The organism is Flavobacterium sp. (assembly GCF_041911335.1).
GTDB lineage: Bacteria > Bacteroidota > Bacteroidia > Flavobacteriales > Flavobacteriaceae > Flavobacterium.
The window spans coordinates 1-13,818 of the sequence record NZ_JAYRPD010000055.1 but is presented as its reverse complement, the minus strand read 5'-3'; the positions used below and the strand labels follow the sequence as shown (position 1 = coordinate 13,818).

Sequence of the window (13,818 nt, the reverse complement as noted above, 5' to 3'; positions counted from 1 at the left end):
TAATGGTTTTAATTTTGAGTATTTATAATGCATTACGATTTAAATCAATTGCTTCTAGATTTTTATTGTTAACCATTTTATGTCTTTTTTTTTCTGACATGTTTATAGTATTAAATAAGTATTATTTTAAAAATGATATCTTTATTTATATCTCTTGTATAATCGAAATTCCAGTGTATTATTTTCTTTTAAAATATCTGCTTTATAGAGAAAAGTACTAAACAATAATATTCTTTGTTTGATTGTGATGCAATTTGTCGTTGGTTAAATAGAAATCAATTCTACCCAAATTCACTCCAAAACAGCCTACTTGATTAATCAAAACTTCTTTTCCTTCACTATTTTTTTCAATCACAGGTTTGTCTAAGAAAGTATGCGTGTGACCACCAATAATCAAATCGATATTTTTTGTTTTTTGCGCTAAAACAATATCACTTGGTTTTTCAGGTTCGTCTTTGTATTTGAATCCTAAATGCGACAAACAAATAACCAAATCACATTTTTTTTCTTCTTTTAGAATTCGCGTCATGTCTTGTGCTACTTCAATTGGATTGTTGTAAACCGTTTCTTTGTAAAGTTTTTTATCAACAAGTCCATCTAATTGAACGCCTAATCCGAAAATCCCAATCTTAATTCCGTCTTTGATAATGATTTTATAAGGTTTTACAATGTCATTCAAAACTGTATTTTTGAAGTCATAATTAGCGGATACGAAATCGAATTTGGCATGCGGTAATTGAGCATAAAAACCATCAATTCCATTGTCAAAATCGTGATTTCCCATAGTGGCCACATCATATTGCATCATGCTCATTAATTTGAATTCCAACTCACCTCCATAATAATTGAAGTATGGAGTTCCTTGAAAAATATCGCCAGCATCTAACAAAAGCACGTTTTTTTCTTCTTTTCGGATGCTTTCTATGATAGCAGCTCTTCTGGCAGCGCCACCCATATTTGGGTTTTTTGGATGATCAGCTGGAAATGGATCGATATGACTGTGCGTGTCATTCGTATGTAAAATAGTAATCTTTTTGGTATAAATAGTAGAAAAACTACTTAAACTCACTCCTGATAAGCCAAGTAAAGCCGAACTAGCAGCTGTTTTTTGGATAAAATCTCTTCTCTTCATAGCTCTAAGTATTATTCTAAAATTATTTTTTCGGTGGTTAGGTTTGGAATTGTATCTACTTTTTTGAAATAATCAATCATCATATTTCTAAGTTTGTAATCCATATCGAATTTAATAGTACTTTCTTTGAAAAACGTCATATTATCGCCTCCATTTGCTAAATAATCAGAAGTTCCTACATAATAAATTCGATTTTCATCTAAAGGTTGATTGTTAATTTCAATCTTATTTATTGCTAAAGTTGATTTATCAATATAAATTTTCATTCCGAATAACGGATGCGGTTTTTTCTCTTTGATAATGTATTCGGCTAACGTTTTAATTTCTTTTCCAGTTAATCCCACAATGAACAAACTATTTTCAAAAGGCATCACTTCAAAAGCAGTTCTTGTAGTTATATCGCCTTTTGGAATTACAGCTCTGATACCGCCGTGATTAAGTAAACAAACATCAATAGTTTTATTTTCTCTTTTTTGAAAAACCGGATTTCCAAGTTCGAAAGTAATTTCGGCTAATAAATTTCCGATATTCGATTGCCAAATTCCTTTGCTTTTATCTTGTGTTTCTGGACAGTAAGCTAAAACACTATTTAAATCTTTATTGATATTATCACTGTAAGGTTTTACGTAATTTGCAATAGCTTCGTTTCCCCCTTTTTCATTAGTAATCCCTATTTTTTTTCCTTCAATTTTAGTGATTTGATAAGAAGAGGTTGATTTACAAGATATAAAGAGATTAAATGTTAATAATATAACAAAAAATCCAAAAGATATCGTATTCTTTTTTACATTTACAAGCATAACAAAAGCTTAAATTTTTAATTTTGTCGAATTCGTAAAAATACTATGTTTTATAATATTATAAAGAACTTTTTTCTTAAAAAAAATGTTACTAAGCGATTAGCAACTCAAAATTCGTTAGGTTCAAACGATAAAGTGTTGACGGTTGGAGTTTTAGTTGACGAAACATATTTCAATGAAACCAGTCAATTAATGGAGCGAATTGTTTCTCAGGGAATTCAAGAAAGAAATATTTCTATTTTGGTTTTTAAAGATAAAATCAAGAAGAAAGAAGTAATAAACGAACCCTTTTTGTCGTTGAAGAATATTTCACTTTCAGGAGAAATCAATAAAAAAGAAGTTAACGATTTTATTGAAACGCCTTTTGATTTGTTAATCAATTATTACGATGTTAATAAAAGTGCTCTTTTATTGCTTTCAGCAAAATCAAAAGCCAAATTTAAAGTTGGATTTGATACGGTTGACAAAAGAGTCAATCATTTTATCATAAAAACACTCGTTGAAGATTTTAATGAGTTTGTTTTAGAATTGTTTAAGTATTTGAAAATTTTAAATAAAATATAAGAAATGCAATCATTTATTGGTACAGGTGTTGCTTTAGTTACGCCATTTAAAAAAGATTTTTCGGTTGATGTTGAGGCTTTAACGCGAATAGTAAATTATGTAATTGAAGGTGGAGTAGAGTACTTGGTAGTTTTAGGAACTACAGCAGAATCGGCAACGTTATCACAAGACGAAAAAGAATTGGTTATCGATACGATAATTAAAGCAAATGCAGGAAGATTGCCTTTGGTTTTAGGTGTTGGAGGAAATAACACACACAAAGTTGTTGAAGAATTAAAAACAAGAGATTTTTCTCATTTCTCAGCAATTTTATCAGTTTCACCATATTACAACAAACCAACGCAAGAAGGTATTTACCAACATTTTAAAGCAGTTGCAGAAGCGTCTCCAATTCCAGTCATTTTATATAATGTACCAGGAAGAACAGCAAGTAACATGTTCCCATCAACAGTAATTCGAATTGCAAATGATTTTAAAAATGTAATCGGAATCAAAGAAGCGGCTGGAGATATTGTTCAAGCAATGAAATTAATCCAAACAAAACCAGAAGGATTTTTAGTAATTTCTGGAGATGATATGATTACGTTACCAATGGTTTTAGCAGGTGGAGCAGGAGTGATTTCGGTAATTGGTGAAGGTTTTCCAAAAGAATTCTCTGAAATGGTTCGTTTAGGTTTACAAAGAAAAGTAGATGAAGCATATAAATTACATTATTTATTAGCAGATAGTATCGATATGATTTTCGAACAAGGAAATCCAGGAGGAATTAAAGAAGTCTTTAAAGCATTAGGATTATCGGAGAATACAGTTCGATTGCCACTTGTAAATGTAAATGAAGATTTAGCTACAAGATTGCATAATTTTACAAGAAAATTAAGTTAAAAAAAAGATTTTTATAGTAATTAAATAATGCCTAAATTTGCAGTTGCTTTTTTAGGTGTCAATTCAGTATTGATGTTTTTAAAGTTAAAATTAAAGCCAAATGAATAAATTTTTTAGTTTTCTTATTCTTACCATTTTATTGGTGTCATGTAGTCCTTATCAAAAGGCTTTAAAATCAGATGATGTTGCCGTTAAAAGCGAAGTTGCAAATGCAATGTATGATAAAGGGAAATATGATAAAGCAATCAGATTATATGAACAAATTGCACCAGTTTATAAAGGTAAGCTCAATGCTGAACGAATGTTTTATTTGTATTCTAAATCACTTTATAATACGAATCAATTTTATTTAGCAGGATATCAATTTGAAAATTTTGTTGCTACTTATCCTAGAAGTGAAAAAAGAGAAGAGGCTACATTTTTAGCTGCTGAATGTTTTTATAAGTTGTCTCCTGTTTACAGTTTAGATCAAACAGATACTCAGAAAGCATTAGATAAAATGCAGCGATTTATTGATGTTTATCCTGAATCAAGTTATTTGGCTACAGCAAATAAATATGTTAAAGAATTAAGAGAAAAGCAAGAAAAGAAAGCATTTGAAATAGCAAAACAGTACAATTCTATTTCTGATTTTAAAGGTGCTTTAAAAGCATTTGATAACTTTATTTTAGATTTTCCAGGAACACCATATAAAGAAAAGGCGTTGTATTACAGATTGGATTCAGCGTACAAATTAGCTATCAATAGTATAGAATCAAAAAAACAAGAGCGTTTAAATTACGCCAAAACAACTTATGCAAATTTGATTAAATTCAATGCTGCAACAGAATATAAAAAAGAAGCTGATAAAATGTTAGCTGAAATTGAACAAGAATTAAAACAATTTTCTAAATAAAAGTAAATCATGGATTTAAAGAAAACAAATGCTCCTGTAAACACTATTACTTACAACAAAAGTAAATTAGAAGAGCCTACTGGAAACATTTATGAAGCGATTACTATCATGGCAAAACGTGCTAATCAAATCAATACTGAAATTAAAAAAGAATTGATTGAAAAATTAGAAGAGTTTGCTACATATAACGATAGTTTAGAGGAAGTTTTTGAAAACAAAGAGCAAATTGAAGTTTCAAAATTCTATGAAAAATTACCTAAGCCTCATGCTTTAGCAGTACAAGAGTGGCAAGAAGGTAAAATCTATTACAGAGAAGCTAAATAAATCAATATGTCTGTTTTAAGCGGTAAAAAAATCTTGCTAGGTGTATCTGGTGGTATAGCTGCTTACAAAACAGCCAACTTGGTTAGACTATTTATAAAAGCAGGTGCACAAGTACAAGTTGTAATGTCGCCTGCTTCTTTGCATTTTGTTACGCCACTTACTTTGGCAACCCTTTCCAAAAATCCGGTTTATTCAACTTTTTACAACGAAGAAGAAGGAAATGGAGAATGGAATAATCACGTAGAATTAGGATTATGGGCTGATTTAATGATTGTTGCTCCAGCTACAGCAAATACCCTTTCTAAAATGGCAAATGGAAATTGCGATAATTTATTAATTGCAACTTATCTCTCTGCTAAATGTCCAGTCTATTTTGCACCTGCAATGGATTTGGATATGTACAAGCATCCTTCAACTCTAGATAGTTTTCATAAATTAAAATCCTTTGGAAATATTATAATTCCTGCTGAAAGTGGTGAATTAGCAAGTGGTTTGTCTGGTGAAGGAAGAATGGCCGAGCCTGAAAATATTGTTTCGTTTCTAGAACGTGATTTACTTGAAAAATTACCACTTAAAGGAAAGAAAATTTTAATTACCGCTGGGCCAACTTATGAAGCTATTGACCCTGTGCGTTTTATTGGAAATCATTCTTCAGGTAAAATGGGATTTGATATTGCAAATGAAGCAGTAAATAAAGGAGCAGAAGTAATTCTAGTAACTGGCCCAACACATCTGAATGTACAAAATTCAGCCATTAAATTAATTCGAGTAACATCGGCTCAAGATATGTATGATGCTTGCCATGAATTTTATAATAGTGTTGATGTCGCTATTGCTGCAGCAGCTGTTGCAGATTATCGACCAAAAAATGTAGCTAATCAGAAAATAAAAAAGAACGATACAACGTTCTCTATAGAATTAGAAAAAACAAAAGATGTTTTAGCTTCGCTTGGCGAACAAAAGAAAAATCAATACTTGATTGGATTTGCGTTAGAAACTGAAAATGAAATTGAACACGCAAAGCAAAAAATCCAGAAAAAAAACTTAGATTTGATAGTTTTAAATTCTTTAAACGATGAAGGAGCTGGTTTTGGTAAAGCTACTAATAAAGTAACTTTTATATCTAAAGATTTTACAATTGAACCTAAGGAATTAAAATCAAAAGAAGCGGTAGCTCAAGATATCATTAATAAAGTAATTCAATTTTATGATGCGTAAAATAGTAGTAGTATTTATTTTCTTGTTTTCATTAGGTAATGTGTTTTCACAAGAGCTTAATGCGACAGTTTCTGTTAACTATCAACAGGTAGCTAATGGAAATCCTCAACTTTTTAAAAATCTTGAAACGCAAATAAAAGAATTTTTAAATACTACAAAATGGACTAACAAAGAGTATACTGATGTGGAAAAAATTGAATGTAATTTTTTTATTAATGTTACCTCTTATGGTTCAAACGTTTTTGAAGCCACATTGCAAGTGCAATCTTCAAGACCGGTTCATAATGCTACTTTGGCTTCTCCTATTTTAAACATAAACGACAAAAATTTCACTTTTCGATTTATCGAATTTGAAACCATGATTTACGACCAAAACTCGTTTAACTCAAACTTAGTTTCTGTATTGGCATTTTATTCTAATCTTATAATTGGAATGGATATGGATTCTTTTGCTTTAAATGGAGGATCAAAATACTTAGAAGTAGCTTCAAATATTGTTAACGTTGCTCAGTCTAGTGGGTACAAAGGTTGGTCACAATCAGAAGGGAATAACAACAATCGTAACTTTTTAATTTCGGATATGTTATCTACTACTTTTGCACCCTTTAGAAAAACACTTTATGAGTATCACAGACTTGGTTTGGATACCATGAGTGAGGATGTAAAAAAAGGAAAAGAAAATATTGCAAATTCAATAGAAACTTTGGCGGAAATTCAAAAAACAAGACCTAATTCATTGTTAGTGCGAACATTTTTTGATGCAAAAGGAGATGAATTAGTTTCCATTTTTTCTGGTGGACCACAAACAAATAATGCTAAATTACTAGAAACTTTAAATAGAATTTCCCCTCTTAATTCTCAAAAGTGGAATAAAATAAGATAGTTCAATCGCTTAATGAATATTTAACTTATGTTGCTTTCACTTTCCATAAAAAATTATGCGTTAATCGAATCGCTTGAAACTGATTTTTCCAATCAGTTTTCTGTTATTACAGGAGAAACCGGTGCCGGAAAATCAATTCTTCTTGGTGCTTTAGGGCTGGTTTTAGGAAATAGAGCCGATTTAACTTCGTTAAAAGATAAAGAACAAAAATGCATTATCGAAGCACAATTTGCCATTTCCAATTATAATCTTCAGTCTTTTTTTGAAGATAATGATATGGATTATGAAGATAAAACCATTATCAGAAGAGAAATTTTACCTTCAGGAAAATCACGTGCTTTTGTTAACGATAGTCCAGTAAATCTTCAAGAATTGCAAGAATTAGGTGCGATGTTGTTGGATATTCATTCCCAACATCAAACCCGAGAACTTACAGAAGAAAACTACCAAATAGATATTTTAGATGCGGTTGCCAATAATGGTGAACTTGTTTCTTCCTATAAAATTGCATTAGCTGATTTTAAATCCACTCAAAAAGAGTTGAAACAATTGATTTCTGAAAAGGAAGCTTTAGTCAAAGAATATGAGTACAATTCTTTTTTATTAAATGAACTTTTAGCAGCTAATTTAACTGATGGCGAACAAGAAGCGCTAGAGCAAGAATTAGAACAACTTAGTAATGTTGAATTCATAAAAGAAAATTTCGAACGAATTTTAGCCATTGCCAATGAAGAGCAAGTTGGAGCCATAATCAATTTGAAAGAAATTAAAATTTCACTTCAAAAAGTGGCTGGTTTTTCCAATCAAAATGCACAATTATTAGAACGTTTGACGAGTAGTTTACTCGAAATTGAAGATATTATTTCGGAATGCGAACAAAGCAATGAAAAGATTTTAGCCGATCCTGAGCGATTAGAATTGGTGAATACAAAACTACAAACCATCTATAATTTACAAAAGAAACACCAAGTACAAACGATTGCAGAATTATTGGCAATCCAAAATCAATTGGATGAAAAAGTTATTCGTGTTGATGATTTGGATGGTACCATCAATAAATTACAATCTGAATTAAATTCAAAACAAACTAAAGTTGACGAAATAGCTAAATCTATTTTTGAAAATAGAAAGAAAACAGCTCCAATTTTAATTGAGAAAATCAGAGCAATTTTATCACAATTAGGAATGGTAGAAGCTAATTTTCAAATCGAAATCAATCATACCGATTCGTATTATCCAAAAGGAAAAGACGAAGTGGTTTTATTATTTTCTGCTAACAAAGGAACTAGTTTCGGATTATTAAAAAAAGTGGCTTCTGGTGGAGAAATGTCGCGCATCATGTTAGCAATAAAAGCTATTTTAGCTAATTATTCTAAACTCCCAACCATTATTTTTGATGAGATTGACACTGGAGTTTCAGGAGAAATTGCAATTAAAATGGGTGAAATCATGAAACAAATGAGTACTACAATGCAAGTTTTTGCTATTACGCATTTACCACAAATTGCAGCCAAAGGAAATTCGCATTACAAGGTTTCGAAACGTAATGTAGGTGAAACCACAATTTCAGAATTAAATCTGTTAACATTAGAAGAAAGAATACAACAAATTGCCGAAATGCTATCAGGAAAAGATATAACCGATTCGGCTTTACAACATGCAAAAGCTTTGTTGAATTGATTTTTTAAAGTACTTTTGTTTACCATTTTAAACGACAACAAACCAATTATAAAATAGAATATCATGATTATAGAACCAAGAATGCGTGGATTTATTTGTTTGACAGCTCATCCAAAAGGTTGCGAACAAAATGTAAAAAATCAAATTGAATACGTAAAATCGAAAGGAAAAATCAACGGACCAAAGAGAGTTTTAGTAATTGGAGCTTCAACTGGTTTTGGTTTGGCTTCAAGAATTACAAGTGCTTTTGGTTCTGATGCTGCAACAATTGGTGTATTTTTTGAGAAAGCTCCATCTGAAGGAAAAACAGCTTCTCCAGGTTGGTACAATTCTGCAGCATTTGAAGTGGAAGCTCATAAAGCTGGATTGTATGCGAAAAGTATCAATGGAGATGCATTTTCAAACGAGGTAAAACAACAAACTATCGATATGATTAAAGCGGATTTAGGTCAGGTTGATTTAATCATCTATAGTTTAGCTTCTCCGGTGCGTCAACATCCAGGAACTGGTGTTTTACATCGTTCTACTTTAAAACCAATTGGAAATACTTTTACGAATAAGACAGTTGATTTTCATACAGGAAATGTAACTAGTGTTTCAATCGAACCAGCTAACGAAGAAGATATTGCAAACACAGTTGTTGTAATGGGTGGTGAAGATTGGGCTATGTGGATGGATGCTTTAAAAGGAGCAGGAGTTTTATCCGAAGGAGCAACTACAATAGCGTATTCTTACATAGGACCTGAGGTAACTGAAGCAGTTTACAGAAAAGGAACAATCGGAAGGGCAAAAGATCATTTAGAGGCTACAGCTTTTGAAATTACAGAGAAATTAAAAGATATCAACGGAAAAGGATATGTTTCTGTAAATAAAGCATTAGTAACACAGGCAAGTTCTGCAATTCCTGTAATTCCGTTATATATTTCATTGTTGTACAAAATCATGAAGGCAGAAGGAATTCATGAAGGTTGTATTGAACAAATCCAACGTTTATATGCGGAAAGATTGTACACAGGAAATGCAGTTCCAACAGACGATAAAGGAAGAATCCGAATTGATGATTGGGAAATGAGAGCAGATGTTCAAGAAAAAATCGCTAAATTATGGGGAGAATCAACTACAGAAACTTTAGTAGAATTAGGAGATTTAGCTGGATACAAACAAGATTTCTTAAATTTATTTGGATTTGGATTTGAAGGTGTAGATTATCAAGCGGATACGGATGAAATGGTAATGATACCAAGTATTAAATAAGTTGTTTAGTCCCGAATTAATCGGGACTTTCTTTTTTATTATATTTGTTAAAAAAATAAAATGTATTTTTCATTTATTATTCCCGTTTACAATCGTCCTGAAGAAATAGACGAACTCTTAGAAAGTTTAACAAATTTTACTTCTTCTATTCCGTTTGAAGTTGTTATTATTGAAGATGGTTCTTCCATTCCTTGTAAAGATGTTATTGAAAAATATCTTGATAAAATAACAATTGCTTATTATTTTAAATCCAATTCTGGACCTGGAGATTCACGTAATTATGGAATGAAAGTGGCTAAAGGCGATTATTTTATTATACTTGATTCCGATTGTATTATACCACCAAATTATTTAAACCAAGTTCAAAAAAGTCTTGATGCAGAATATGTAGACTGCTTTGGCGGACCCGATGCAGCTTTGGATTCTTTTTCGGATATTCAAAAAGCAATTAATTTTACCATGACCTCTTTCTTAACCACTGGAGGTATAAGAGGTGGAAGTGAAAAAGTCGATAAATTCCAACCCAGAAGTTTTAACATGGGTTTATCAAAAAAAGCGTTTGAAGCTTCAAATGGTTTTGGAAATATCCATCCAGGAGAAGATCCAGATTTATCTATTCGATTATGGAATTTAGGTTTCAAAACTAAGTTGATTAAAAATGCCTTTGTATATCATAAAAGGAGAATCAGCTGGGAAAAGTTCCAAATACAAGTTAATAAATTTGGAAAAGCACGACCAATTTTAAACTCATGGTATCCTGAGCATAAAAAAATTACATTTTGGTTTCCAAGTTTATTTTTATTAGGCTTTTTATTCTCTGCGTTATTGGTCATTTTTAAAATTTACTTTTTTATTGGTGTTTACGGATTATACTTTTTGTTATTATTCATAAGCTCATTACTATCCAATAAAAGTCTCAAAATTGCGTTATATTCTGTATGGGCTGCGTTAATTCAGTTTTATGGTTATGGAAAAGGATTCTTTCTTTCCTACTATAAAGTTGAGGTGTTAAAGCAAGAGCCTCAAAAAGCATTTCCAGAGTTATTTTTTAAGAAATAAATATGACTAAAATAATTGGTTTAACGGGCGGAATTGGAAGTGGAAAATCTACTGTTGCAAATTACATTGCTTCAAAGGGAATTCCTGTTTACATTGCCGATGAAGAAGCCAAAAAGATTATGGAACGTGACGATGTGAAACAAAAAATTCAAAATTTGTTTACTGTATCTATCCTTAATTCAGACAATACGCTTGATCGTAAGAAAATTGCCGAATTCGTTTTTAACAACCCCGAAAAGTTAAAAGAGTTAAATGCTATTGTACATCCCGAAGTACAACTCCATTTCAAAAATTGGGTAAAAGAACATGAAAGTTTTCCATACATAATTAAAGAAGTTGCCATTCTTTTTGAAACTGGTGGAAATAAACAATGTGATAAGGTTATTCTAATCACTGCTCCAGAAGAACTTAGAATTGAAAGAGCTATGAAACGTGATAATCTAACAAAAAAAGACATTTTAGCTAGAATTAATAACCAATTACCTGATTCTAAAAAGAAAGAATTAAGTGATTTTGTTGTTGAAAATACAGATTTAAATAATACTTTCTTAAAAATTGATGAAATTCTTAAAATTTTAGCAAAAATTTAGAAAAAGGTTTATATGTTAATCTTTGGTTAATGTATTTTAATGAGAAATGTTAAAATGTTAAATTTGTTTCGATGAATAAATCAAGGTTTAGATTATTGGTCTTTTTAATGAGTTTATCATTAATAGGGATCATCTTAGTTCAATTGTATTGGATTTCTACTTCATTGGACAAAAATGAAGAGGAATTCAAATACCACGTTCAGCAGGTTTTAGGAAATGTATCTAATACAATTAAGGAAAAAGAATTAGTAGCCTTTTACAAACATTACAATAAAATTATTGATAGTACTGGGAAGATACCTAAAGAAGAAGAACTAAAAGAAATTTATTTCTATCAACGTGATAAAAAAACCAATGAAACCATAATCTACACCAATACTTTAGTTGCAGAAAATTATGGTATAAACGGTTCGTTCTTTGATAAAAATGCTAATTCAATAAATTTTGGAAATGTAGTTTCTAGAAGAAAAACCGAAATTTATAATGGAAATTCAATCAACGATGGAAGCTTGCAAATGCGTTCTTTTCCTGACGTTACCATAAGTAAATCAGGAAATGTTTCAAGTTTAGATAAGGCCAATTTTGAAGTAACATTTAAGGATGTAGTTTCACTAAAGCCCTTACAAGAGCGAGTTTCTACGGAACAATTAGGTAAGTATTTAAAAGATGAACTTCACAAATACGGAGTTAAAACGCCTTTTGAGTTTGGAATTTACAGCAACGGTTTGGCAACAAAAGTACGTTCTGAAGATTTTAAATATGATGTGAAAACTACTTATGGAATTCCCGTTTTTCAGGATAATGAAGGAATGTCTAAATACCAATTGTTAGTTAGTTTTCCACAAAAAAATAAATTCGTATTCTCTTCTTTGATAGGAATTTCAAGTTTGTCGTTATTGTTCACCTTGGTTATTGTGTTGACGTATTCAAGTGCTTTGAATCAATTAATCAAACAAAAGCAAATTTCTGAAATCAAAACAGATTTCATAAACAATATGACGCATGAGTTCAAAACACCTATTGCTACAATTAATTTAGCTCTAGATGCGATTAAGAATCCAAAAATTATTGAAGATAAAGATAAAGTACAGCGTTATCTTCAAATGATTAAAGAAGAAAATAAGCGTATGCACGCTCAAGTTGAAAACGTTTTACGTATTTCTAAATTAGAGAAAAACGAACTCGACATTTCAAAAGAACCAAGAGACGTAACCGAAATTATTGAAGATGCTATCGAACACGTCAGTTTAATCGTGGAAGATAGAGAAGGAGTGATTCATTCGCATTTTAATGCACAACGAAGCACAATTTTATTAAACGAAGTACATTTTACTAATGTATTAGTGAATATGTTAGATAATGCTATAAAATATTCGCCAAATGCACCTGTAATTGACGTTTTTACAGAAAATATTAAAGATTTTATTCTGATAAAAATACAAGATCAAGGTGCTGGAATGAGTAAAGTAGCGCAAAAAAGAGTTTTTGAAAAATTCTACCGTGAACATACGGGAGATTTACATAATGTAAAAGGTCATGGGCTAGGATTAGCCTACGTTAAACAAATAGTAGAAGACCATAACGGTCAAATATTTGTAGAGAGCGAAAAAGGTAAAGGAAGTACCTTTATTATTAAAATGCCATTAATAAATTAAAAAATATACATATAATTACTATGGAAGCAAAGAAAATATTATTAGTTGAAGACGATCCAAACTTTGGTGCGGTTTTGAAAGATTATTTAATGATAAACGATTTTGATGTTACGCTAGCTAAAAACGGAATGGAAGGTTTTGAGAAATTCAAAAAAGACACTTTCGATTTATGCATTTTAGACGTTATGATGCCTTACAAAGATGGATATACTTTAGCGAGAGAAATTCGCGAGAAAAACCAAGATGTGCCAATTATCTTTTTAACAGCTAAAACACTAAAAGAAGACGTTTTAAAAGGATATAAAGTAGGAGCTGACGATTATTTAAACAAACCGTTTGATTCGGAAGTACTTTTAATGAAAATTAAAGCGATTATTCAAAGAAAAGCTACAGAAGTAAAACCAGATACAACTAAATTTGAGTTCGAAATTGGTAAATTCCACTTAAACTCAAAATTACGTTTCTTAACATATCCTGGTCAAGAGCCAATTAAATTATCACCAAAAGAGTGCGAATTATTAAAAATGTTAGCACTTCACGAAAATGATTTGATGCCTAGAGAATTAGCCTTAACAAAAATTTGGAGAGACGACAACTATTTTACATCAAGAAGTATGGACGTTTATATCGCTAAATTGAGAAAATTCTTAAAGCAAGATGAAAACGTAGAAATCTTAAACATTCACGGAGAAGGTTTTAGATTAGTAATCAAAAAATAATAAAAAAAGTCCTGAAATATTTGAGGGCACTGAAAAACATCTACTATTTTGATTAGTGCCGTTTTTAGTCAATAAAAAAACGCTTGTAACAGGATTTTAAATATCCGTTATAAGCGTTTTTCTTTTTGCAACTGTTTTTTATTGTAGGTTGTATAAGTTTGTT

14 protein-coding genes are annotated in these 13,818 nt (G+C 30.7%); 12 read left to right on the top strand and 2 right to left on the bottom strand.

Annotated features, from left to right (window positions below):
- Window positions 1-217: 217 nt before the first annotated feature.
- Both ACE3PD_RS09395 and ACE3PD_RS09390 read right to left on the bottom strand, forming a co-directional pair.
- Window positions 218-1,132 carry a bifunctional UDP-sugar hydrolase/5'-nucleotidase gene (locus ACE3PD_RS09395; RefSeq protein WP_374401791.1) on the bottom strand — a complete coding sequence of 305 codons (915 nt, stop codon included), beginning with the start codon at window positions 1,130-1,132 and terminating at the stop codon, window positions 218-220.
- 11 nt (window positions 1,133-1,143) lie between these two features.
- On the bottom strand, window positions 1,144-1,932 hold the full coding sequence (locus ACE3PD_RS09390) for a 5'-nucleotidase C-terminal domain-containing protein (protein ID WP_374401789.1): 789 nt from the start codon (window positions 1,930-1,932) through the stop codon (window positions 1,144-1,146).
- A gap of 45 nt (window positions 1,933-1,977) precedes the next feature.
- Here ACE3PD_RS09390 and ACE3PD_RS09385 point away from each other — a divergent pair, with 45 nt between their 5' ends.
- The 12 genes from ACE3PD_RS09385 to ACE3PD_RS09330 all read left to right on the top strand — a co-directional run bounded on the left by ACE3PD_RS09385 (window position 1,978) and on the right by ACE3PD_RS09330 (window position 13,655).
- Window positions 1,978-2,496: a hypothetical protein gene (locus ACE3PD_RS09385; protein ID WP_374401787.1), complete on the top strand. Its 519-nt coding sequence runs from the start codon at window positions 1,978-1,980 to the stop codon at window positions 2,494-2,496.
- 3 nt (window positions 2,497-2,499) lie between these two features.
- Window positions 2,500-3,378 (top strand): 4-hydroxy-tetrahydrodipicolinate synthase, encoded by an 879-nt coding sequence (dapA, locus tag ACE3PD_RS09380; RefSeq protein WP_374401785.1) that lies wholly within the window; start codon window positions 2,500-2,502, stop codon window positions 3,376-3,378.
- A gap of 100 nt (window positions 3,379-3,478) precedes the next feature.
- The gene (locus ACE3PD_RS09375; protein ID WP_374401783.1) at window positions 3,479-4,273 is read left to right on the top strand and encodes an outer membrane protein assembly factor BamD; all 795 of its coding nucleotides are present in this window, start codon (window positions 3,479-3,481) and stop codon (window positions 4,271-4,273) included.
- Window positions 4,274-4,282: 9 nt separating this feature from the next.
- Entirely contained in the window at window positions 4,283-4,597 is a 315-nt protein-coding gene (locus ACE3PD_RS09370; protein WP_374401781.1) for a DNA-directed RNA polymerase subunit omega, read from the top strand.
- Window positions 4,598-4,603: 6 nt separating this feature from the next.
- The gene (gene coaBC / locus ACE3PD_RS09365; RefSeq protein ID WP_374401777.1) at window positions 4,604-5,815 is read left to right on the top strand and encodes a bifunctional phosphopantothenoylcysteine decarboxylase/phosphopantothenate--cysteine ligase CoaBC; all 1,212 of its coding nucleotides are present in this window, start codon (window positions 4,604-4,606) and stop codon (window positions 5,813-5,815) included.
- Entirely contained in the window at window positions 5,805-6,698 is an 894-nt protein-coding gene (locus tag ACE3PD_RS09360; RefSeq protein ID WP_291265281.1) for a DUF4835 family protein, read from the top strand. The genes coaBC and ACE3PD_RS09360 overlap by 11 nt, the downstream gene beginning before the upstream one ends.
- 27 nt (window positions 6,699-6,725) lie before the next feature.
- On the top strand, window positions 6,726-8,378 hold the full coding sequence (gene recN, locus ACE3PD_RS09355; protein ID WP_374401775.1) for a DNA repair protein RecN: 1,653 nt from the start codon (window positions 6,726-6,728) through the stop codon (window positions 8,376-8,378).
- A gap of 63 nt (window positions 8,379-8,441) precedes the next feature.
- Window positions 8,442-9,632 (top strand): enoyl-ACP reductase FabV, encoded by a 1,191-nt coding sequence (gene fabV, locus ACE3PD_RS09350; RefSeq protein ID WP_374401773.1) that lies wholly within the window; start codon window positions 8,442-8,444, stop codon window positions 9,630-9,632.
- Window positions 9,633-9,692: 60 nt separating this feature from the next.
- Window positions 9,693-10,691 carry a glycosyltransferase family 2 protein gene (locus ACE3PD_RS09345; RefSeq protein ID WP_374401771.1) on the top strand — a complete coding sequence of 333 codons (999 nt, stop codon included), beginning with the start codon at window positions 9,693-9,695 and terminating at the stop codon, window positions 10,689-10,691.
- 2 nt (window positions 10,692-10,693) lie between these two features.
- Window positions 10,694-11,281: a dephospho-CoA kinase gene (gene coaE, locus ACE3PD_RS09340; RefSeq protein WP_374401769.1), complete on the top strand. Its 588-nt coding sequence runs from the start codon at window positions 10,694-10,696 to the stop codon at window positions 11,279-11,281.
- 71 nt (window positions 11,282-11,352) lie between these two features.
- The gene (locus ACE3PD_RS09335) at window positions 11,353-12,936 is read left to right on the top strand and encodes a sensor histidine kinase (RefSeq protein ID WP_374401767.1); all 1,584 of its coding nucleotides are present in this window, start codon (window positions 11,353-11,355) and stop codon (window positions 12,934-12,936) included.
- 20 nt (window positions 12,937-12,956) lie between these two features.
- Window positions 12,957-13,655 carry a response regulator transcription factor gene (locus tag ACE3PD_RS09330; RefSeq protein WP_374401765.1) on the top strand — a complete coding sequence of 233 codons (699 nt, stop codon included), beginning with the start codon at window positions 12,957-12,959 and terminating at the stop codon, window positions 13,653-13,655.
- The last annotated feature ends 163 nt before the right edge of the window (window positions 13,656-13,818 follow it).